Here is a 21,584-nt window from a genome sequence, read left to right as displayed (position 1 = left end):
TAGACTATGTGTTGATTATAGAGGGAAAAGTTTTATTAATCAAGAAATCCAGTACGCTTTCTGTATATTCGCTGGTAATATTTTGTCCATATGTCAAAAATAAGGGCGAAATATGACCATTTAAGATAAATTCCCACAACTTCGAATAATTGCGCAATTCATCTAAATGTGTGAAAACAACATGCGTAATACCCATTTGTTTTCCCAATTGGTATCCATCTTTTATTAAATCGGTATCATAGGAAGCGTTGATAACCAATACGCGTGTATCGATCCCTAAGTCATCTAGCCGCTCTCGAACGGCCAACCACTCTTTTTCATCGTTATAGGGGGCTCCTGGGCTATCCACGATTAGCAAATCTTCCGCACTGATCCTATCAGACTCTATCGGATCTCTATAAAAGGGCACGCTCAAAAAATCACAGAAAACCCTAAGCGCATCATCAGAATTAGGTGTCTCGTTATCAATTTTAAGTACTTGCGCTCTCTTCTGCCGTATAAATACTTGGTTCGCTAAATATTTGCACAGGGCCGTTGTCTTCCCTGTTCCGGACGCGCCTAAAAATACAATTTTTCCCGTAACGGGATTTTGGGGAACGCTTTTAAATGAACTTTGTAGCCAATGCGATACTTCTGCTAATCCCGCAACGAGTGATTCTTGTTCCAGTACAGGAAAATTGGGTGATAGTTTTAACTTCGACAATACTTCTTTGCTAAACCCGGATTTTACAAGAATTGAATCGATTGTGTTACCGGATGACTTCGTATAAGGCCTCCTGGAATACACTAGCGGATCGCTTTTAGGCATATCGTCATAACCAGTTTCTTGTTTTCCAGAAAACTCCTCCGTTGTATTCCCAATATGCTCTTGAAAATTTGTCTGTGCTGATGTCTTTTCTTTACCGCTATTCTCTTCTCTCGCAACATCTTTTCTAGGTTGCTGCGCAGTCTGCTTTTGCTGGCTGCTCTTCTCGGGGGTCGCGTTATTACCTTCAGTTTTAGGTACTTCAACAATCACTTCTAACTGCGGGGAGGATAAAAATCTGCTTAACCCTTTTCCTTGTACTTGTTTTACAGATAATACCCGCGCGGTCTTCCCTAAGCGTTCGCGAATAATGCGCGCGGCTTCTTCCGCAGAGCCTACTAAAAATCTAAACTTGCGGCCTTCCAGGGTCTTGGGGTCTATTTCATCTGTTTTTGGCATAAGGGGGAAATTAAGCAGTTGCTACTTGGGGTTCTTCCAGCCCAGTGACTTGTGGCTGTTGTTCGTTGCTTATAGGGAGTGATACAACACCAAAGTTTTGTACTTGGGTCTTATTGGGTAACTCTTGATAAGAAAGGACAATAAGTCGAGGAAAACTTGGATCAAAAAAGCGCTTAAAGGGTAAGCGTAACTCCATCGTTGTGATAATAACAGGGTCAAATCCTTGCTCCACCATCTCATTTAAACGAGGTGCCATCTCATTTAACATCTGTCGCGTAAGCGCGGGATCCATCATCAAAGACACTTCGAACTGCGTGCGCTTTACTCTGGAAACAAGTAACTGTTCCAACTGAGGGTGCAGCGTAATTGCATTAATCAGGTTCGCTTCCGTCTCATATTCAGAAATAAAGAAATGCCCCATTTTTCGGCGCACTTGCTCCGAAAGATCATCGGGATTCTTCGTAACATCTGCAAAATCTCCAATCGTTTCCAATATCAGGGAAAGATTTTTTATCGATATACGCTCTTGAAGTAAATTTTGCAAAACTCGTTGTATCAAACCTACGGAAACCTTCTCAGGCAATAACTCGCTGATAAGTGTTGGGTTCTTTTCTTTCACAACATCGATCAACTTCTGCGTATCTTCGCGTTCTAGTAGCAAATACGCATGCTCGCGTATCACTTCCGTTAAATGAGTAATCATAACAGACGCACAATCCACTACCGTATAGCCGTTAATCTCAGCATTCTTTCGCTCTTCATCATTTATCCAAACGGCATCCAATCCAAATACAGGCTCTACTGTGGTAACGCCTTTCAACTGTACCTCGCTGCCGCCAACATTCATCGCAAGCCAACGGTTAGGCATAATTCCTCCGCGTGCTATTTCTTTATTGCGTAATAGGAAGCGGTACTCATTGGCATCTAATTCTAGATTATCTTTAACTGAAATAGGTGGAAGGAGTATCCCCAATTCACGAGCAGCCTTTTGCCTCACACCGGTAATTCTATCTAACATATCACCACTCTGCTTCTTGTCTGCCATAGGTAACAAACCATACCCGAGTTCCACCGTAAAGGCTTCTATTTGAATCATCTTTTGTAGATCTTCCATAGAGCCTGGTTTCACAAATGCGGATGCTAGCTCTCCGGTTGCCCCATCTTCTTCGCCCATGTACCCTTTCTCGCCTGGCTTTGGCTTCTGAACAGTATCACTCGTAGCCCAATCTCCAGCATGTTTCTTAAGTAAGTAAGCAATATAAGCGCAAACCAGTCCTAATATGAAAAAGGGAATTCCAGGCATCCCAGGCAAAATCGCAAAGGTAAATAACATCGCTGCGGCAACACCTACAGCCCTTGGGTACACTCTAAATTGCTTGCCTAAGTGGTCTCCCAAATTAACGCCCTCAGAGGTACGAGTAATCAATATACCGGCTGCTACCGATACAATCAGCGCGGGTACTTGAGAAACCAATCCGTCCCCGATCGATAACAGCGTATACTTCTGTAACGCATCCATCAGGGGTAAACCTTTTTGAAAAATACCTATACTAATACCTCCAATAACGTTAATCAGGGTAATTAATATACCGGCAATGGCATCTCCTCGCACGAACTTGCTCGCACCGTCCATCGCACCATAAAAATCTGCTTCTTTCTGTATCTTTTGGCGTCTTAGGGTTGCGGTACGTTCATCAATTATCCCAGCGTTCAACTCCGCGTCAATCGACATCTGTTTACCTGGCAAACTATCCAACGTAAATCGCGCGGCAACTTCCGCAATACGGCCCGCACCTTTCGTGATCACCACAAAGTTGATGACCACCAGTATCAGGAAAACAACGGCGCCGACGAGGTAGTTTCCTTGAACAACAAAGTTGCCAAAGGACTCTATCACTCGTCCGGCGTAACCATCAAGTAAAATCAAACGAGTAGAAGCAACATTCAGGCCAAGTCTAAATAAAGTTATCGTCAACAACACCACCGGGAAAACCGTAAACTCCGCCGGCTCTTTTATATAAATAACCATTAACAGCACCAGCAGCGATATACCAATACTCAACGCCAAGAGCAAATCGAGCATCCCGGTGGCAACCGGAATAACAAGCAATATCACGATACCAAAAAAACCAAACGTTAACCCAATGTCAGAGTTCGCTGTAAACTTCTTAAACAGAGTCGAATCATTTTTATTGGCAACTTTAGGGGCTTCAGCCATTTACTTTTTCAACATCCTCCTGGTCTTTAATCTATGGAAATAATATTTGTGAGCTTTGTATACATAAGACAAAATTTCAGCAACAGCCTGGTACATCTCCGCAGGGATTGGTTTTCCCACTTTCCCTACTCTAAATAGTATCCTCGCTACAGGTTTGTTCTCTACCATGGGTACGCCATTCTCTTTTGCTATCTTTTTAATGCGCTGGGCAAACAAGTTTTCCCCTTTCGCTATAACTACAGGAGCAAGATCTTTGCCAGTTTCGTATTTTAAAGCCACCGCATAGTGCGTAGGGTTTGTAACCACGACATCTGCCATTGGTATATCGTCCATCATCTGGTTCATCAACAACCGCCTCGCCATCGCCCGTTGTGCCCCTTTAACATGCGGGTTACCTTCCTGATCTTTCATCTCATCTCGCACTTCCTGCTTCGTCATCCGCAAATCTTTAGTTGTCTTATAACGCTGTAAAATATAATGTAACGCCGCAATCACCCCAAGCGCCGTAATCAACCTCGCCAACAGCAGCAAAAAGGTATCCATCAAAAACTTCCCTACATAAGCGATGTCTACCGTTGTGTGAAAAATAGGCTCATTTTGAATTTCTTTTAACGCCCCGTAGATAATCCAGCCAACCGCTATAAATTTAGCCAAATCAATCACAAACTGAAACAAACTCTGTATCGAAAATATTTTCTTCAACCCGTTGGCAGGATTCAAATTAGAGGTCTTAAGCTCCACCACTTTCGGCGTCAACTTAAACCCGCTCTGAAGGCCTCCTGCCAATATAGATGCTGAAAAACAAGCTATTAAAAGAGGGAAAACGATCTCAAAGGCTTCCCGAAATCGATACACAAAAAAGTTCACGACATTTGCCGGGTTCGCGTCAAAGTGCGCCAACTGGCTAAATATAGCATGTGCTGCCAAACCGACTCTAGACGCCCCATCATACCCATTAAACACAAACACCGAAAAGGCCGCCACCATCACCATCACCACACCCACATCCGGCGACTTCGCAAACTGGCCTTTCTCCATAGCCTCATTGCGCTTCTTCGCTGTTGGTTCTTCTGTTTTTGAGCTCTCGTCCGCGTCAGACATATCGGGGTTCTACAACCTCTATACAGAAAGAATAGTGCCAGAGCTGCAACTATTTTAAAACATCTGAACATATTTTCACTATTTTTTCATTGAACCCCCCTCCACTTTCCCCAAAATAAACAAAACCTCTCCCCTCCCCATGAAACTCTCCCAAATCACCCTAAACGAACGTCCCCAAGAACGCCTACAAGCCCTCGGCCCATCCGCCCTCTCTGATGCCGAGCTCATGGCCATGCTCCTACGCAGCGGCAACAAAGAATTCGATGTCCTTGCCATCGCCAGAAAGCTCGTCACAGAGGCCGGCTCCCTATCAGGTCTTCTCACCTGGTCTGCGGCAGACTTTCAACGCGTCAAGGGCATCGGCAAAGTAAAGTCCCTACAGCTCATCACCGTCATCGAAATCGCACGCCGCATCCTCTCCCAAGAGGAATCCAAACCCAAGCCCATGGACTCCCCAGCCAAGGTCTACAACTACTTCCTTCCCATAGCTTCCGGCCTAACCGTTGAAAAATTCTGGGTCCTTTGCCTCAACCGCAAAAACCACGTCATCCGCCACATAGAGGTCACGTCCGGCACCCTCACCGCCAGTCTCGTCCACCCCAGAGAGGTATTTAAGGAGGCCATACGTCTCTCCGCCTCCGCCATAATCGCAGTCCACAACCACCCCAGCGGGGATCCCTCCCCCAGCAACGCCGACACCGCAGTCACCCGCCAACTCCTCCAAGCCGGCCAAATCCTAAACATCCCCGTCCTGGATCACATCATCCTGGGCTCCCCAAACACAGCACCACTCCACAAACCTTTCTTCTCCTTCAGTGAACATAACCAACTGAAATAAAAATAGCTAAAATAATCCCTTTTGTGTAAAAAACGTATACAAATAAAATCGAAAATAAACGAAATTTCACAAAAACTTCCCTAAAAACTTGATTCTTCACCCATAATGTGAGATATTGTATATAATAAACAATATAATTAAACAATTTAACACAAATGCACACAACGCATCCTCATCTAGTAAATCAAATCAAGGATAAGCCCAAAAAGATGCTCGCCCACCCCGAGCATGCCGTGCTGATGCATCCCGCCAGTAAAAGCCCCATTAACCTGTTTACTACTAAAGAAGATACCGAATACCAAAACCGTGAAGCCACGATCGAAAAGTCATCCCATGACAAACTCACCAAACGCCTCCACACCAAAGGCGCCCTTCGCCTCACAGAACTCACAGACATGGGCCTTCACCCCGAGCAAATCCGCCGTCTCTGCGCCTCCGGTGAAATCATGAAACTCTCCCGCGGCCTCTACATGGCCACAGACTACGACTTCACGATCCACCACTCCCTGGTCGAGGTCACAGCCCTCGCCCCCCACGCCGTCATCTGTCTCCTCTCCGCCCTCTCCTTCCACGACCTCACAACACAACTCCCCAATCACATTTACATCGGCATCCCTCAACGCACCCGCCCTCCAAAAATAGACACCCTCAGCCTCCGCGTCTTCCGCTTCTCCGAACCCGCCCTCCAAAACGGCATCGAAACCCACATCATCGAAGGCATCCCCATCAAAGTCACCACTCCCGCCCGCACCGTAGTAGACTGCTTCAAATACCGCAACAAAATCGGCATCAGCATAGCCCTCGAAGCCCTCATCGATGCTCTCCGTAAAAACAAAGCCACCCTGGATGAAATTTCCCACTTTGCCAAACTATGCAAAATGCACAATATCATAAAACCTTACCTCAAAACAATCGCATGGATCCATAGCGAACATTGAGCAGTATCATTTCCAGCTGACCTGGTTTTTATAATCTCCTTGTCCTCTGTTCGTTAAAGGATGTATCATTAAGTGATACCCGACCCCAGTCAATGATCCGTAAATTACTCCCGCAATCTGTAATAGCTATTGGTATAACTATAGCTCTATCTGTAATTATTCTTGGAGGCGTTTTAGGTTGGTTTTTATACAAAATAGCACCGGATCCAAATTTTTTAGCAGCAGCTGCTGCCTTTGAAGGTGTAATTATTGCTTTTTTAATTCCATTAACTATTTCTATTATTGCAAAACTATCCAAACGTTACGGTTCTTCAATTATAACGGACACATTTGAAAAGAACTGGGTTCGGCTGCTACCAATATTTCTTCTGGCAAATATTGCTGCTACCATTTTGCTCATCGCTTTTATGCATGAACTTCCAACAAAAGCATGGCAAATACTTGCATTGATTCTTTTATTATTTTTCATCATCCTGTGTTACGCAATTTATCAAAACATTCAGAGGATAATCAAATTCCTTAAAGATCCAAATTACATCATTCAAGAGCTAAAATGTGAAGAAAACATACGGTTCCTAGAGGTGAAAACAGAACTAACGCATGAAGCAAGAACTGCCATTATGAATTCCTCCGAAAGAATTGGGGCAATTCTGGTTTATGCGGTTACTTGCTCAAAGTTTCAAAACCTAAAAAAAACATTATATTCAGTTAAGAGGCTTTGGTTTGAACTTGGGGAACTAGAAGACAAGGCGCGAAATGATGTTATGAATTCCTTCGAAGGAATTGGGGCAATTCTGGTTTATGAGGTTAATTGCTCAAACAATAACCTTGTTCTGCAAAATCTTCAAAAATTATCAGACTCTGGGAAGAAACTTTTGGTGGCAGCAAATTCACTAAAAACCGAAGACGACATTCAATGCAATGAAACTAGGTTGTTTTTTGAAACTCCCATCAATCAATTTGCTAAGATTTATGAAGCAGCAATTAAATCACAAAATGAAGAACTTGCAATTTACACTTTGCGCCATATGCAAGATATACTTATCTCTTTAACTTCAAGACCAAACAATGAAAGGTACATTGAAGCAATTCTGGAAAGACCAGTTTCACTAATTCAATTTGCCCTGAAACATCAAAATGAGTCCGTTTGTGTAGCTTTCTCCAAGTGGTATCCAGATGTTGTTTTGGAAAGTCAATTTAGAGAAGAAAAATTCGATCCGGAATACCTCTCTCAATTCAATCTTTTTTTGTATACAACTTCTAAATACATAATTGCAGAGAATGCTTTTTCAGTATTCAAAAAGTTTATAGAAAAAATTGTAAATGGATTGAGTTTGCTCGACATTCATCCGAAGACAAGTGTTTGGGATCTTTATGGGCTTATCCATGGAAAAATATTACATCATGAGTTTAATGCTCTATACAAATCAACTAATAGCATTTTCTCAAAAACTAAATGGGATGATTGGTGGAAGCAGTTTCAATTACTAAAAAGTAAGATACCAGAAGATAAGCAGAAAGAGGCTGATGAACTAGAAAACAAAATCAGAGCAGGCATTATACCAAAATACAAACATGTTAGCCTGCTTCACAGAATTTTCATTATAGGTGCATATTGCTTATTTGAAAAGCGCTACGATTTCATAAAAACAATCTGGCAATACAAACAACCGCCGGACGCTGGTGCAACTTACTGCGGTTCAAATATCATTCCAGAAAGTGTCAGTGATCTAATAGAACATTATTTGAGACCTGAGGTATTAGACTTCAATGATTTTTTCTGGAAAGATCGACACGGGAGTAAAAAATACTGCCAACAATATTTCTTGTTTAGTCTCGCTTATTATTTAAAACCCCTCCGCATTGAAAAAAAAAGTGGCGAATGCGAATTTGTAAAAAACTATAAATTACCGGTTGAACGTTATGAAAATAACGAACTCAGCAATATAAAATATTTTTCTGAACATTTGATTAAGGAAATTCCAGATTTAAAAAAGAATACGGATCTTTTTGACACTTTTGACTTTGAGGCTAACCGCGTGAATGAAATTTTAGATAATAGAGTAGAACCTCTTTTGAAAAACATCAAAGATCAGTCCAATAATGAACTGGAAGCTAGAAAAGCAACGAAATTAACAACAACCCCTATAAGCAATAAGCTCATTAAGGAATATAAGGATGATGTGAAAGCGAGCTTCTATAAAAAGAAACAATCTATTAAAATTTTCCAGAAGTATTTCGGAGCTGATTCTTATGATAAGAGTAAACTACGCACTCCCATCGATAGTGATAAGCGTGATGATCCACCTAGATTTGGTATCAGTAGCATATATAACCGAGATATCTTCTTTGAGGAACCAGGATATATTACCTTTGGTAGCAGCGATAAATTAGGTGTCAGCCATGGCCGGACTATTGCAAGAGATGAAGATAGTTCTATTTTCCAACAGATATGCGATAAATGTACTCCAATCGACAAGGGTGATTTTCCAAATATTCTGGATAACTTCAACATAGATGACATAATCATAATATTGGCCGGTTCTGGCCCTACCTTATACTACTTCATAAACGCTTACGATCATTGTACAATAAACCCTTCAGATGAATCGAGTGATGACATAACAGAACATGTTTACCATCATAAAGGGCGCGCTATCCCTCTGATAAAAGCTGATAAAAGAGGTGATGATTTTGTCCTGATTTTAAATAAAAGGAAAGTAGGTAAATTATTGCAACTTTCTCCGCTAAATGAGAAAAGTGAATTGGATTTTCTGAATGATATTTTCTATATGAATATCCGTGACCTGCTAGATCCCAAGCATGACGAATACCGAGAAGAGGTACTAAAAAATCCTGACAATCAAAAATGGCTTGCTGAAAGCAGTAAGGATGTAGATCATCAAAGAAAGTACTTAAAGCAATGCGTCAGTATCCAAATATTTGAGCGATTCAAATATGAACCTGCCGATCCCGAGGACTTTCAGCGATATAAGATTGATATCGAAACACTTAATCCAAAGAAGCCCCAAGAACCTTCTCAAGCTTCAGAGTTCTAATCCCCCACAAAACACCTACTTCCGCGGACCACCAGGTCTTCTACCACCAGGGCCGAAGCTACGCACAGGGTTACGCTTCACTTGATTCGGGTTCTTCATGCGGTATACGATTCTCGCTTTATTGAGGTCGTAACTGCTCATTTCCATTTTCACAAGGTCGCCAACACCGATTTTGATGAAGTTCTTCCGCAGCTTCCCGGATATGTGGGCTAACACAAGGTGCCCATTCTCCAACTCTACCCGGAACATCGTTCCCGGCAACACCGCGATCACTTTACCTGTAACTTCTATCGTCTTCTCTGCTGTCATTCTTGAATTTTAAACCTCTTGAAAGATTAGATGGTCTCTGAATTCCCGCATGAAGTCAATGCTATTATAATGATAGAGATCACTTTACACCGCTCGCCTCAACCGCATAGGGCTAATCAAAATCGTCACAAGCATATCTATCGCGCTCGCCGGGCCTTCTTCCTCGAATCTCTCGATAAGCGTGCTGGGGGGGGCTTTTCCGCCGAGTGGTTCCGGCACACAAGAAAAAAGGTGTTGACACTTCCGTGATATTTCGTATTATCCTTAATCGAGTTCCCACAACTCCCCAAATCACCTAACCTCGTATTATGAAACCTACTGTTACCACAGATACCAATAATAACCCGTCTCCCTACGCTCGCCCTACGGACCTTAAACAAAGGGGCCAGGCTGCTCGCGAGCGTACCAGGGCTCGCATCGCGGAGCGCGAAAAAAACCGTCCTCGAAAGCCGTTCAAGCTCACAGCTCCTCGTTTCACCGTGGGAGAGCTCTGCTTGAAGATCGCTACCCGTTGGCAAAAGTCAGCCACGTATATCTTATATAATGAGGGCATCAATCGTCTCGAATACATCGTGCTGGATTCTATCACGCGGATCACCAGCCTCAAGCGAGATGCAGAGCCGGGTTTCCAAAGCCTTTTCACTCGAAAAAAATCCCCCACGCTCAAGGAGTCGCTTCGTCTCTTCTCCCACCAAGCGGGCACGTCTCCGCTGTATGTCACCCACCTCGATATCGCAAACTACCTCAATATCAGCAAGTCTTCCGTCACCCGTGCCTGCCAAACCCTCATCCATAAAGGCTTCTTCTCAAGTATGCCGTTGCCGTCAGATGCTAAACAATCAGATCTTAAAGTCACACCTCGGGGTCGTCTCGCCCTGCGGGCCGCTCGCTATAAGCTCGAGGAGCTGGATAAGCTCATGTTCGACCACCTAGGCCAACGAGCGGACGACCTTGCAGACCTTCTAAAATTTGCCGTCGGTTATAATACCGTACCCGCAAACCCCAAACTCCCAAACAACTAGCGAGAAATATCAGACATATAAAGGTTCCTATACTCGCGAATAGGTCACAAAATGGAAGGGGCAAGAAATTGCCCTTTCTTTTTGTATCCTTTTCCCAAATACACAGCAATTTCCAAACATAATTCTATGATAGAAATAATACACAAACAGACCCCCTCAGTCCCCTAAAACCAAAATCACCTCCTTATTAAAGTTTTAGCTCCTAAACTTTAATAAGGAGCACGCGTTTTCAAAGAGTTTGTTTCAGGTGAAACAAACAGGCCTTTTTATGCCTAATAAATGGCGCAATAATCAGCAAATAAATACCATTTCGTACATAGTTGAATGCTATTCCGTAGCGAAATATTACCAAATAATAATTCTTTTAACACTAGTTACTAAAAGGCCTAAAATGAGTATTTTTTCTACATAATCGTTATTTTTATTGGGTATTGACACATCTGCCTACATTCCCTATCATCCTTTCTTAATGAATAAAACCGCCACAACTCGAACGACCACGCTTGCGTAAACATGCACCTGCGGTAGTTGTTGTGGAATAGAGTCAAAATAGCTTACAAGCTTCTCCCAATACTACCTGGGGGTTTTTAGAACTGTAGCCTTTTTTAACAAATCTATGAAAGAAAATAAAAAATCATTCAAACTTGGTTTACCACTAAAATTAGCGATCATCGTCATCGCCTGCTTTCTTTTCGGGGATTTTATTACCCCAACCATAAAAAGCTTCTTCTATTCTATCAGTTTGACAATTAAGGACTTACTCATATTCGTCCTCCCCCTAATCGTCTTCTCCTACATCTTTTCCTGCATTCTTTCACTCAAGCAACGCTCCTGGGTCTTTGTAGGCCTTATCCTCGTGGCGCTAACCGCCTCCAACTTCTTCTCCACGCTGATCGCCTACACCGTCAGTAAGTCATTTTTTAACATAATGGGCCCCATTGAAGCCATGCAACTAGGCGCCGAAAACGCACTTGCCCCGCTCTGGAAGCTCTCTCTCCCCCGTCTCATTCCTAACGATGTCGCCCTCTTCAGTGGCCTCATCCTCGGTGCCCTTTTCTCCATCTTTCGCAACAAAACAGTAGAGAAAATTTCCATAAACCTTAAAAACCTATCCAACCTCCTATTACACAAGGGTTTGGTACCGGTAGTCCCCCTATTCATCTTCGGTTTCGTCTTAAACCTCCAGTCGCAAGGCCTTTTGCAAAGCATGTTCAGCCAATACGGAACCCTTCTAGCCTGCATTGTATCAACACAATTATCCTACATCGCTATTCTATTCCTTATAAACAGTGGTTTCAGTCCAAAAAAATGGCTCATATCCCTTAGAAACGTGCTTCCCTCGGCCATCGCCGGCTTCAGCACCATGTCCAGCGCGGCCGCCATGCCACTCACACTCCGCGGAGCAGAGAAAAATACGGGCGATCCCGACAAAGCAGACGCCATCATCCCTATAACCGTAAACATCCACCTAATCGGCGACAGCATTGGCATTCCCATCATAGCACTAGGAATCATACACTCCTTCGGCCTTCCAGCACCTGACATGTCCACATACCTTATATTTGCCACCTTCTTCGTGATCGCCAAGTTCGCGGTCGCTGCAGTACCGGGCGGCGGCATCCTCGTCATGTTACCTGTCCTAGAGAAGTACCTCAATTTCACCCCAGACATGCTCTCTCTAATCACGGCCCTATACATCCTCTTTGACATGTTCTTCACCACGGCCAATGTCCTTGGTAACGGCGCATTTGCCGTCCTCTACATACGCTTCTACAAATGGATTTCCAGAGAAAAGTCAAAAAAAACCTGCGAATAAAAAGGCCTCTGCTAAACCGAATCAGTTAAACACATATTAGCATTGCTCTACAAGAAATTTTAGTCTACTAAAATCATTATGGACAAAATCACCCAAACACACCCCCTATCGCCCTCAATCAAATATAAAGACGACATCCCGCACCAGATCTGGTCTAGCGTAGATACAGTAGGCTACCTCACCACCCGCAAAAGCGATAACAAACCCCCTTCAATCGTCATCGAAGAGGTCAGCCTAAAGAACCGCAACATCAAGACAGTCAAGGAGTTGTCAATTGAAGGCACCCTATCTTCCCTCAAAAAACAATCCAAACTAGAAGAGGTAACAGATGCTCTCACTAAAGCCGAAAACGATAACCCTGATAACCTATACGACCTACTATTTTCAGCCCTAGAAGCCCTCAACGAAGAGGATTCTATCAATATAGACTACTTTCTAGAGCTTATCGTTGATAAATCAGATAACGCTATCGTCACTGTTCAAAACATATTATTGCTGACAGATAAAGGCTCAGAAATGGCCCTTTGCTCCCTCATTCGACAAGCCGTTACAAATTCTAATAACAAATTCTACGAAGAATAGCTTCAACTAGACAAACGGAACGGCCTCCAGAAGTTTTTGAGTATAAGGGTCTTGCGGATTCGAATAGATCTCCTCAGCCGATGCTTGCTCTACTATTTTCCCTTTATTCATAACAAGCACATAATCGCTTATATGTTCCACAACAGCAAGGTCATGCGCGATAAAGAGATAGGTTAGCCCCAACTCTTCCTGCAGGTCTTGCAACAGGTTAACTATCTGAGCTTGAATCGATACATCCAGTGCGCTGACTGGCTCATCGCAAATAATAAACTCCGGCTCCACTGCCAAAGCCCTGGCTATCCCGATACGCTGCCTCTGCCCTCCACTAAACTGGTGCGGATAGCGCCCCATTTGATCTGCACTTAATCCTACCTTCTGTAGCAATTCAGCTACACGATCTCGTTTCTTCTGCTTATCCCAATGCGGGAAATGGATCTCTAAAGGCTCTGCAATAATAGCATACAGCGTCATTCTCGGGTTTAATGAATTAAACGGATCCTGAAATATCATTTGTATCTGCTTTCTGTAAGGAAAGAACTGCTTCGGGCTCAATTCGGTGACATCATCTCCCTTATAAGCAATTGTCCCAGCTGAAACCGAAGTTAGCTTAACAAGTGCTCTACCGATACTCGTTTTACCACTACCACTCTCGCCTACAAGGCCAACGGTAGTTCCCCTCTTAACAACAAAGCTAACACCATCAACCGCCTTATAATAACCGCGGATGCGCTTAAAAATACCCTTTCGAATAGGGAAGTGAACGGCAAGATCTTTTACCTCGAGCAATCTATCTGAATTGGATTCCATTAACTATTTACCTCCAATTTACTATAATCAATCGTTCTAAGGCGCTTCTGCTTCTGGCCAAGCCTGGGAATACAGTCTAAAAGAGCCTGTGTATATAAATGCTTTGGATTTGTAAGTATTTCATGGGTAGGCCCCTGCTCAACGATTTTGCCTCTAAACATAACGATAACCTCGTCTGCAAAATCCGAGACGATTCCAAAGTTATGAGTAATCAGGAGGATAGACATCGTGCGTTGGGAGCGGATCTCTTTTAAAAGATCCATGATTTGCTTTTGTATGGTAACGTCTAACGCAGTAGTGGGCTCGTCTGCAACCAGGATATTCGGCTGACAAGCCAATGCCATGGCTATCATCACCCGCTGCTGCATACCGCCACTTAGCTCATGCGGATAGGCATCGTAACGCTCGTGGGGCTCCCGAATACCCACTTTCCCTAAGGCATCAACGACATACTGCTTCACATCAGAGATTTGCGGCAAATGCAACCGTACGGCTTCTGCAATTTGGTTACCAATAGTATAAACTGGGTTAAGTGAGGTAGAAGGTTCTTGAAAGATATAGGCGATCTCTTTTCCTCTTATTCCCTGAAGCTGCTTTGCGTTGTATTGGAGCACGTTTTGCCCATTATACAAAATTTCTCCTGAAACGGCACAGGTAGGGGGCTTTGGCAATAATCTTGTAAGCGACAAGGCTGTAACTGATTTTCCGCTTCCGCTTTCGCCCACAACCGCAAGCGTTTTCCCTTTGCATAGCGAAAATGATATACCCTGCACCGCCTTTGTGCAGGTATCTTTGCTATTAAATGAGATGGCTAGGTTTTTAACCGAAAGCAACTCTTGGGTTGGCTGTGACATGTCAGATTTAAACATTCAAAAAAAAGACAGGGGATGTCAAATACATTAAGAGCAATTTGGTATTGCTATCCAGGTGTTTACTTATTTAGATTATTTGTAATTGACCTTTCAAACGCCCCTACCCCAGGATGAATCACCTTACCTTGCAAAGGAAACGAAATACAGGACACTCATTAGTCGAGATAATGATGGCCATGGGAATCTTCGCATTAGCTGCAGTCGGCATAACTGCGACGGTCGTGCAAACCCAAAAAATCTCAAAAATCAATTTAGTTAGAAACACTGCTTATACCGTTGCTGAAGGTTATTTAGAGCAAATGAAAAACATAACTGCAGAGGAATTATTGGCGAGTTTGGAGGATCCAGAGAACACTCCACTTCCATTGAAGAGTATTACAGCAATTGATGGCGAGAAAACAGAGGCAGATGACCCTTTATATTTGGAGCAAAAAAATAAACGCCAAGTGCTAGCAGACATTGTTACAAATGCAAAGGGGGGAACCCAATACATGTACGTGACGGTATACGTTAGCCCTTCACTAAAAGATTTAAGGCAGGAAAAAATTGGCCTGCCAGCAATCGAGTTACAACTGGATTTCACGTATTCAGCTCCTGATCTTGATAATCTGCCTGGACTGAAGGGCACTGTGCGAACGTTAAAGATAATTAATTAATCTGCTCATGAGGGGTAACAACAGTTCTAAGCAGAGCGGATTTGGATTATCAGAAATGATGGTCTCTCTAGCCGTGATGGGGGTCTTAATCGCATTAATAACGGGATTTTTCATTGAAAACATAAAGGCCAGCATTGGCAGCGAACAAAAGAATAAAGTAAATAGCAATATAAGAAAGGTTACGGCTGAGCTCTTGAATAGTGGTCGAGGTGCTCAGGCTTTTGTCCTATACAAGAGCTTTGAAAGTATCGATCGTAACAGCATCGAGGATCGGCTGACCGAGGGTGGATCTGGCGATTTAATTGTTTTTTTATACGAGGGTCCTAGGCCTTCTGCTAAAGATGAAAAGCGTGGCTACACTAAAATTATCGGTTATTATAGGGCCCCCTCAAATGATGAAGATCCCTCTACTTCCGGGCCAATTTACAAGTTTGAGCAACAATATGATAAACCAAATACAGATAGCCTGGAAAGCTTACTACCTGATTACGATACAATTATGAGTCACACGCTTGTGTTATCCAATGCGATTGGCCTAGCTGATGGGCGTTCTTTTTTCAACTTTAGAAATAGAGGGGTTATGATGAACGTCCAAGTAACCCAAGGCGATTCGGTTCAGGTAACAACAAATACCTATAACTTTACCATTACCCCTAGAGGATGAAGCGTATATTTACCAACGTTTTCAAGCAAAAGAATGAAGGTGCAGCGATACTGATGGTATTAGTCGTTATCGCTTCTGTAAGTGTAATATTAGCAACTTTGCTCGATTGGGGTATGGAAGAAGGTCGCATCAACAGGCGCTACTTTACCCTATTGGAGGGTAAAAATGCTACGGAAAGCTTGGTCGGATTCGGTATCGCCGATTTAATGACCCGATGGGAGGATGCTGACCAAATAGCTAAGGATGAATTAGCACCCAATAACAGTCCACTAATGATTCCTGATGAATTTTATGCATTCTATAAGGGTTCAACCGTGCTCATTGGCAGTGAATCGCTTTCTGGTGGACCTGTCTCCGAACCTTACTTGGCCTATATAGACCCAAATGATCCTGCAAACGCTTTTGATCCGCAAAAGGGTAATTTAATAACTATACGGGATGTTAATATCTACACCAAATTATCCGTTATTGTAAAAAACAATGATAACATTCCCCTCTATGCGGCTCGGACATTAGAGATAAGGGAAATTCCGCTTACTAACTATGAGCTCTATTCCGTAATGGATCTGGAATTTGAGCCTGATGAAGATTCTGAGGAAATTATTATCGAAGGGCCCGTGTATACTGAAGGAAATTTAATAGGATCCGATAAAGCCGATATATATTTCAAGTCAACTGTGTCCTGTTCCTCCTTTTTCAAAAAGGAAACTGCCAGTAAGCACTCAAAGAAGGATGGCTCTTTAGGTAAAGTATATTGCAAAAACGGCAAAGGCGAATGGGTAAGTAATTATGATGGTAAAGGCCTACGATCCACGGAGGAAAGTTTTTTTGATTCAAATTCACGAAAAAGCAAAAACAACAAGGAAGAATCAGACTGGCGTGAAGTAGCATCTAAAAAGTGGTCCGGTAATTTCAAAACAAGTGATTACGAATTGCCTAAACTAAAATGTTCGGGCTTTAAGGGCTACAGGGGGAAGAAATCCTCATCAAAGCATGATAGCGCTCGTAAAGGGCATGATGAAACGGATTCGGATGACCGAGAGTACGATAATGAGAGAGATGACAAACACTACTCAAAAAATAGAAATAGCACTGACCCCCACAAAGAGAATGAAAAGACTTCAGCTAATACAAAAAATGAAAATGGATTAAATTATCCGTATGCTCTTATCGAACCAAACTTAAAGAAATCCGACAAATGCAACAAAGGGGATTCTGAAGAACATAAATTAGCCCGTAAGGCTGGTTTGATAGTTCGCTTACATGAGAGGAAATCTGATAAAGAAAAACTACCTGAACATGCTATTCATTTGAAGGATAACTATTACGTTACCTGTAACAAATTGAAACGGACTGATGCTCATAACCCCACCAGTAAATGCTCCTTAGATAGAGATGGAGACGTTGAAGAAGAAGCTGTTGAGTTAGATCAAGAATTCGCAAATAAGTTGTTCAAAATGCATGTGTATCAGGAAGATGAAAGGTCAAAAGAACCTAAATCCAGTTTTTATGATGCCCGCAGGGAAAAGGGCTTAGATGTTCTCGAGGTTGATATAGCTGAATTCCGAAAGGCTGTAGATGATCGGGATAAAGACTATAATCCAAAATGTTGGAAAAAGGGCTATTCACCAAGAAACGACTATAATGGCATTGTTTACGTGGAACTTCCTAGAGAAGATAATGACGATGATGATCGAGAGGATAAAATAGTAAAAAGCAAAGACAATATGGGCGTTCTTTTGACAAATGGTTCGAAGCTGCCGGATCCGGATTACAATGACACTAAAGGTCGAAAAAAGGGATTTACCTTGGCTACCAATAATGCCTTATACATAAAGGGAAACTATAATGCGGACGGAGACAGCCGTACTGGCTCCAATAAACAGTCGGACGACCGAAGGTTTCCCGATTCTTTAGCAGCTGTTGCCTGTGATTCGTTGACAATTCTTTCCAATAATTGGGAAGATAGTAAGAGTAAGGGGTCTAAAAATGACCGTGTTGCAGATTTCACCGAGTATAACGTGGCCGTCATAGCTGGAGACGCTGATTCTGGACAATCTGGTAAGTCTGTCGAAAAGGGGGGCGTGCATCGACTACCCAGGTCACTGGAAAAATGGACAGGAAATAGCTGTCGCCATCGTGGTTCACTCATCACCGCATTTGCGAGTGAAATTGCTCCGGAACCCTTTAATGCTAACTATTGTACTCCTCCCAAAAGCGATTCCTTTGGTCAATTTGAAGAGTTCACTAAGGGGAAAACTCCCCCGGGCATGATTATCTCTAGAACGTTTTACCCGACTAAATTGCGTTTTCTAACGGAACAAGAATATAGGGCTGAAATGAAGCAATTGAAAGCCGTCTTTAATCAAGACATCTAGTGAAGAGATAATTTCTAGATTGCAAGCCTCCTCAATTGCTCTAATATACCTATCGATGTCAAATACAAGCAAGTTAAACCAATATATTAAGGAAGGGGTTGGCGTTACTATTTTAAGCGTGGTCGTCAACATTTTGTTGTCTTCTGCAAAAATTTTTCTAGGGAGCTTGATACAATCCGGGGCACTGTTTGCAGACGGCCTACATAGCTTAGTGGATTTATCAACGGATATTGCTGTTCTATTTGGCTTTAAAATGGCTTCCAAACCTGAGGATGAAAACCATCCTTATGGGCATCATAAATTCGTAAGCTTAAGTAATTTTTTAATTGGGCTAATCATTATCTTTTTTAGTCTCTTATTAGTCTATACTTCTTATCGAGATCTCTTTCTATCTCATCCCTATCTGGTGTCCCCTACTTGGCTAGCCCTCTTTGTCGCATTGGCCTCAGTCATTTTTAAGGAAGCTTTATACTGGTGGACACGTTTCTATGCCAAAAAACACAATTCAAAGATCTTGATGGCAAATGCCATCCACCATCGCTTAGACTCTTTCACTTCTATTTTAGCATTAATAGCGTTGAGTGCCATTTTTTTTGGTGGTCAGGAATGGGGCTTTCTGGATAAAATTGTAGGCTTGGGCATGGGTGCCTACATAGCATTTGAGGGCATCAAAATAATTGTAAGTGCATCGAGAGATCTACTCGATGAGGCGCCTGATCAAAAAGTGATTAATGACCTTCGAGAGCATATTTTATCTACTCCAGGAGCGCTTGCTTATCACCATTTCAGGGTTCGCCGAATTGGTGACCTGTTTGAGATAGACTTTCATCTGCAGGTTGACCCTAAAATTACCGTAGTTGAAGGGCATAAAATTGCGAGTCGCGTAAAACAAAATATACTCAAATACCACAGTGAAGCTTATAACGTACTAGTACACATAGAGCCAGCCACAGAAAGGCATATCAAAGCTGAGGGCGTACATGATGCCGCTTTAGAGGAAGACGTTCATTAAGAATGTTATTACTGTTACGCTTCGATGTAAGATGCCACTTCTTCAGGACTAATACTCGCCATACAGGGAGGGCTTTTATGGCAAACATGAGGATGTCCAAAGCAATCACAATTTCCTGCATGCAGTACAATCGTATTCCTCCCTTTAGGGTGCCACTGGTGTAAAGGAGTTGGCCCAAAAAGAACAATTTGCTTTGTTCCTAGCCCAGCAGCTAAGTGTGAAGGTAAAGAATCGCCGCAAATAATAGTATCCGCTGTTTTTATCAAAGCCATAAAGTGGGCCACATCAGGTATGTCCTTAATCGTTAGCACAGAAGGATTCTTTTGTTTCAAATCTGCCAGCAATGCTTTTTCGCGTTGGCTTGGGCCGGTAGAAAATACCATTCGAGATTGAAGCTGTGGATTATTCTCATAAAGCGCTAACCACTTATCTACAGGCCATTCCTTTTTGGGCATACTCGTAGACAGATGACATAAAACTGCTTTTGGGGGTAAAATTGCTTCTGCATAATCATGATGACGGTAAATATGCAGCTCTGGGGCTAAATTTATCGAGTCCCTGAGATCGAGACCAAGAGGGCTTAAAACGTGAACATTTCGCTCTATTTCATGCAAACCTTCATTCGCCTCCAGAACACGTTTGTTATAACAATATTTCCTGCCCCAGAAACCTAATGGAGAGATAGATCCAATCCGCATCTTAGCGCCCACGGCCAACGACAGAAATGCCCCTCGGTCATTTCCAACAAAGTCAACGGATAGATCAAATTTTTCCCTACGAAGCTGTCTTATTATAGGGAAAGCTGCTTTTATCTGTGCTTTTCCTCTTTTTCGAGGGAAACCCCATGCCTTATCAATCCACGGAATATCCTGAAGTATATCAACGGCCTCATTAGCCACAAGCACATGTATTTCGGCATCAGGATAGTTTTGGCGAAGAAGTCTTAGGGCAGGAACCATGATGGCGACGTCCCCTAGAAACTTAAATTTTATTGCCAATATCTTGCGTATCGCCATGATGCTACTAAGCATAACAATGAACCTGCCAGAATCCAGCTTTTTTGAAAAAATTAAGGACGCTCGAAAAGTCCTGCTACTCGATCTAGGTTTTTTAGGAGACAGTATTCATTTAATACCCGCACTCAAGTGTATACGAGATGCTTTGCCTAATGCTCAGTTGGACGTAATGGTCTCAGAGCATATAAAATCAGTCATGGAGGTCGTGCCTTTTATCGATAATATACTGGGATACCCGCGATTCCCAAAAGGTCCCGCTTGGTACAAGAATTTTAGCTATGTAAAGCAATTACGTGCGCAAAGGTATGATGTGGTCATCAACATCAATGGTTCTGATCGTTCTAGTTTTTTAACATTGAGTACGGGTGCTAAATACAGACTTGGACGAATACCAAACAAAAAACGCTGGTATTGGCCTTTCTGCTTCACCCATGCGACATATGTTCCCCGCGGCCAATCTCCTGTTTATGAGCAAAATTGCAGATGCCTACGCCAGGCGGGGTTTCCTACTAGTAAAGCAGAATTTGTTATAAAAATACCTGAACAGATTGTGCAAAAGGTCAAATCGTTACTGGGTAAACGTACCCGTAAAAGCAATCCATTCATCCATATCAGCCCCTTTACCACGCTAGACTACAAAGAGCTTCCCATTCCGCAAATTGCTGCTTTATTAAATGCGATAAACAAGAATTATCATGAAGTGGATATTATCCTTTCTTGCGCCCCAAATGAGCGAGAAAAAACAAAATTTAAGGAACTGCTATCTTCCCTTTCATTTGAACCTGCACTGGCATTTCCGGGAAATTTATCCCTGATAGAACTTGCTGCCTTAATACAGTTAGCACAAATACATATTGGCGGTGATTCTGGAGCAATCCATGTCGCCCTAATGGCGGGAACTCCCACACTTTCGTGGTTCCGCGAATATAGTAACAAATTTGAATGGATGCCTAAAGGAGACCGTCATCGCTCTATTATAGGTGAGGCCTCTCCTGCGGGGCTCGTTGGTATTTCAGACGAAATGCTTCTTTCTGCGTTCCATGAATTACATAGCGAAATGCCGACTCACATTTAGGCATTCTCGCTTCCTCC

19 protein-coding genes are annotated in these 21,584 nt (G+C 42.7%); 11 read left to right on the top strand and 8 right to left on the bottom strand.

Going from position 1 to position 21,584, the window contains the following annotated elements; translation table 11 throughout:
* Positions 1-4: 4 nt before the first annotated feature.
* Genes AUJ82_08235 through AUJ82_08225 form a run of 3 tightly spaced genes read right to left on the bottom strand, consistent with a single transcriptional unit; the run spans position 5 to position 4,523 of the window.
* Entirely contained in the window at positions 5-1,204 is a 1,200-nt protein-coding gene (locus AUJ82_08235) for a hypothetical protein (GenBank protein OIO58690.1), read from the bottom strand.
* Positions 1,205-1,214: 10 nt separating this feature from the next.
* Positions 1,215-3,422, bottom strand: a complete 2,208-nt coding sequence (locus tag AUJ82_08230) for a flagellar biosynthesis protein FlhA (GenBank protein ID OIO58689.1) — start codon at positions 3,420-3,422, stop codon at positions 1,215-1,217.
* On the bottom strand, positions 3,423-4,523 hold the full coding sequence (locus AUJ82_08225; GenBank protein OIO58688.1) for a type III secretion protein: 1,101 nt from the start codon (positions 4,521-4,523) through the stop codon (positions 3,423-3,425). It abuts the gene before it with no gap.
* A gap of 139 nt (positions 4,524-4,662) precedes the next feature.
* Here AUJ82_08225 and AUJ82_08220 point away from each other — a divergent pair, with 139 nt between their 5' ends.
* Positions 4,663-5,361, top strand: coding sequence for a hypothetical protein (locus AUJ82_08220; protein OIO58687.1), 699 nt, complete (start codon positions 4,663-4,665; stop codon positions 5,359-5,361).
* Between the two features lie 326 nt (positions 5,362-5,687).
* Here the strand turns inward: AUJ82_08220 and AUJ82_08215 are convergent, their stop codons facing one another.
* The gene (locus tag AUJ82_08215) at positions 5,688-6,221 is read right to left on the bottom strand and encodes a hypothetical protein (GenBank protein OIO58686.1); all 534 of its coding nucleotides are present in this window, start codon (positions 6,219-6,221) and stop codon (positions 5,688-5,690) included.
* Positions 6,222-6,391: 170 nt separating this feature from the next.
* On the opposite strand from AUJ82_08215, the gene AUJ82_08210 reads away from it, so the two are divergent.
* Positions 6,392-9,358: a hypothetical protein gene (locus AUJ82_08210; protein OIO58685.1), complete on the top strand. Its 2,967-nt coding sequence runs from the start codon at positions 6,392-6,394 to the stop codon at positions 9,356-9,358.
* Between the two features lie 15 nt (positions 9,359-9,373).
* Here AUJ82_08210 and AUJ82_08205 read toward each other — a convergent pair whose 3' ends face one another.
* On the bottom strand, positions 9,374-9,667 hold the full coding sequence (locus AUJ82_08205; protein OIO58684.1) for a translation initiation factor IF-1: 294 nt from the start codon (positions 9,665-9,667) through the stop codon (positions 9,374-9,376).
* A 30-nt stretch (positions 9,668-9,697) separates the two neighbouring features.
* Here AUJ82_08205 and AUJ82_08200 point away from each other — a divergent pair, with 30 nt between their 5' ends.
* From AUJ82_08200 to AUJ82_08185, 4 genes are all read left to right on the top strand, one after another.
* On the top strand, positions 9,698-9,916 hold the full coding sequence (locus AUJ82_08200) for a hypothetical protein (GenBank protein OIO58683.1): 219 nt from the start codon (positions 9,698-9,700) through the stop codon (positions 9,914-9,916).
* 59 nt (positions 9,917-9,975) lie between these two features.
* On the top strand, positions 9,976-10,689 hold the full coding sequence (locus AUJ82_08195) for a hypothetical protein (protein OIO58682.1): 714 nt from the start codon (positions 9,976-9,978) through the stop codon (positions 10,687-10,689).
* Between the two features lie 616 nt (positions 10,690-11,305).
* Positions 11,306-12,505 (top strand): hypothetical protein, encoded by a 1,200-nt coding sequence (locus AUJ82_08190; GenBank protein OIO58681.1) that lies wholly within the window; start codon positions 11,306-11,308, stop codon positions 12,503-12,505.
* Between the two features lie 78 nt (positions 12,506-12,583).
* A complete protein-coding gene (locus AUJ82_08185; GenBank protein OIO58680.1) occupies positions 12,584-13,087 on the top strand; it encodes a hypothetical protein in 504 nt (167 codons plus the stop codon).
* A 6-nt stretch (positions 13,088-13,093) separates the two neighbouring features.
* On the opposite strand, the gene AUJ82_08180 is transcribed toward AUJ82_08185, so the two are convergent.
* Both AUJ82_08180 and AUJ82_08175 read right to left on the bottom strand, forming a co-directional pair.
* Entirely contained in the window at positions 13,094-13,894 is an 801-nt protein-coding gene (locus AUJ82_08180; GenBank protein OIO58679.1) for a peptide ABC transporter ATP-binding protein, read from the bottom strand.
* The gene (locus AUJ82_08175; GenBank protein OIO58678.1) at positions 13,894-14,763 is read right to left on the bottom strand and encodes a hypothetical protein; all 870 of its coding nucleotides are present in this window, start codon (positions 14,761-14,763) and stop codon (positions 13,894-13,896) included. Before AUJ82_08175 ends, AUJ82_08180 begins: the two co-directional genes overlap by 1 nt.
* A gap of 113 nt (positions 14,764-14,876) precedes the next feature.
* Here AUJ82_08175 and AUJ82_08170 point away from each other — a divergent pair, with 113 nt between their 5' ends.
* Genes AUJ82_08170 through AUJ82_08155 form a run of 4 tightly spaced genes read left to right on the top strand, consistent with a single transcriptional unit; the run spans position 14,877 to position 19,476 of the window.
* Positions 14,877-15,422 carry a hypothetical protein gene (locus tag AUJ82_08170; protein OIO58677.1) on the top strand — a complete coding sequence of 182 codons (546 nt, stop codon included), beginning with the start codon at positions 14,877-14,879 and terminating at the stop codon, positions 15,420-15,422.
* Between the two features lie 7 nt (positions 15,423-15,429).
* Positions 15,430-16,086: a hypothetical protein gene (locus AUJ82_08165; GenBank protein ID OIO58676.1), complete on the top strand. Its 657-nt coding sequence runs from the start codon at positions 15,430-15,432 to the stop codon at positions 16,084-16,086.
* A complete protein-coding gene (locus AUJ82_08160; protein OIO58675.1) occupies positions 16,083-18,464 on the top strand; it encodes a hypothetical protein in 2,382 nt (793 codons plus the stop codon). Before AUJ82_08165 ends, AUJ82_08160 begins: the two co-directional genes overlap by 4 nt.
* A 55-nt stretch (positions 18,465-18,519) precedes the next feature.
* A complete protein-coding gene (locus AUJ82_08155) occupies positions 18,520-19,476 on the top strand; it encodes a hypothetical protein (protein OIO58674.1) in 957 nt (318 codons plus the stop codon).
* A 14-nt stretch (positions 19,477-19,490) separates the two neighbouring features.
* Here AUJ82_08155 and AUJ82_08150 read toward each other — a convergent pair whose 3' ends face one another.
* The gene (locus AUJ82_08150) at positions 19,491-20,435 is read right to left on the bottom strand and encodes a hypothetical protein (GenBank protein ID OIO58673.1); all 945 of its coding nucleotides are present in this window, start codon (positions 20,433-20,435) and stop codon (positions 19,491-19,493) included.
* Here AUJ82_08150 and AUJ82_08145 point away from each other — a divergent pair.
* Positions 20,434-21,567: a hypothetical protein gene (locus AUJ82_08145; protein OIO58672.1), complete on the top strand. Its 1,134-nt coding sequence runs from the start codon at positions 20,434-20,436 to the stop codon at positions 21,565-21,567. The genes AUJ82_08150 and AUJ82_08145 overlap by 2 nt on opposite strands.
* Positions 21,568-21,584 lie beyond the last annotated feature (17 nt).

The organism is Verrucomicrobia bacterium CG1_02_43_26, from assembly GCA_001872735.1.
Lineage (GTDB): Bacteria > Verrucomicrobiota > Verrucomicrobiia > Opitutales > CG1-02-43-26 > CG1-02-43-26.
The sequence above is the reverse complement of the archived record's forward strand: the minus strand, read 5'-3'. Positions and strand labels throughout refer to the sequence as shown.

What these genes read in the sequence shown, in the direction of transcription:
- AUJ82_08235 (OIO58690.1), bottom strand. Translation starts at nt 1,204, where the DNA reads ATGCCAAAAACAGATGAAATAGACCCCAAGACCCTGGAAGGCCGCAAG.
- AUJ82_08230 (OIO58689.1), bottom strand. Translation starts at nt 3,422, where the DNA reads ATGGCTGAAGCCCCTAAAGTTGCCAATAAAAATGATTCGACTCTGTTT.
- AUJ82_08225 (OIO58688.1), bottom strand. Translation starts at nt 4,523, where the DNA reads ATGTCTGACGCGGACGAGAGCTCAAAAACAGAAGAACCAACAGCGAAG.
- AUJ82_08220 (OIO58687.1), top strand. Translation starts at nt 4,663, where the DNA reads ATGAAACTCTCCCAAATCACCCTAAACGAACGTCCCCAAGAACGCCTA.
- AUJ82_08210 (OIO58685.1), top strand. Translation starts at nt 6,392, where the DNA reads ATGATCCGTAAATTACTCCCGCAATCTGTAATAGCTATTGGTATAACT.
- AUJ82_08205 (OIO58684.1), bottom strand. Translation starts at nt 9,667, where the DNA reads ATGACAGCAGAGAAGACGATAGAAGTTACAGGTAAAGTGATCGCGGTG.
- AUJ82_08200 (OIO58683.1), top strand. Translation starts at nt 9,698, where the DNA reads ATGGTCTCTGAATTCCCGCATGAAGTCAATGCTATTATAATGATAGAG.
- AUJ82_08195 (OIO58682.1), top strand. Translation starts at nt 9,976, where the DNA reads ATGAAACCTACTGTTACCACAGATACCAATAATAACCCGTCTCCCTAC.
- AUJ82_08190 (OIO58681.1), top strand. Translation starts at nt 11,306, where the DNA reads ATGAAAGAAAATAAAAAATCATTCAAACTTGGTTTACCACTAAAATTA.
- AUJ82_08185 (OIO58680.1), top strand. Translation starts at nt 12,584, where the DNA reads ATGGACAAAATCACCCAAACACACCCCCTATCGCCCTCAATCAAATAT.
- AUJ82_08180 (OIO58679.1), bottom strand. Translation starts at nt 13,894, where the DNA reads ATGGAATCCAATTCAGATAGATTGCTCGAGGTAAAAGATCTTGCCGTT.
- AUJ82_08175 (OIO58678.1), bottom strand. Translation starts at nt 14,763, where the DNA reads ATGTTTAAATCTGACATGTCACAGCCAACCCAAGAGTTGCTTTCGGTT.
- AUJ82_08170 (OIO58677.1), top strand. Translation starts at nt 14,877, where the DNA reads ATGAATCACCTTACCTTGCAAAGGAAACGAAATACAGGACACTCATTA.
- AUJ82_08165 (OIO58676.1), top strand. Translation starts at nt 15,430, where the DNA reads ATGAGGGGTAACAACAGTTCTAAGCAGAGCGGATTTGGATTATCAGAA.
- AUJ82_08160 (OIO58675.1), top strand. Translation starts at nt 16,083, where the DNA reads ATGAAGCGTATATTTACCAACGTTTTCAAGCAAAAGAATGAAGGTGCA.
- AUJ82_08155 (OIO58674.1), top strand. Translation starts at nt 18,520, where the DNA reads ATGTCAAATACAAGCAAGTTAAACCAATATATTAAGGAAGGGGTTGGC.
- AUJ82_08145 (OIO58672.1), top strand. Translation starts at nt 20,434, where the DNA reads ATGATGGCGACGTCCCCTAGAAACTTAAATTTTATTGCCAATATCTTG.
- AUJ82_08150 (OIO58673.1), bottom strand. Translation starts at nt 20,435, where the DNA reads ATGGTTCCTGCCCTAAGACTTCTTCGCCAAAACTATCCTGATGCCGAA.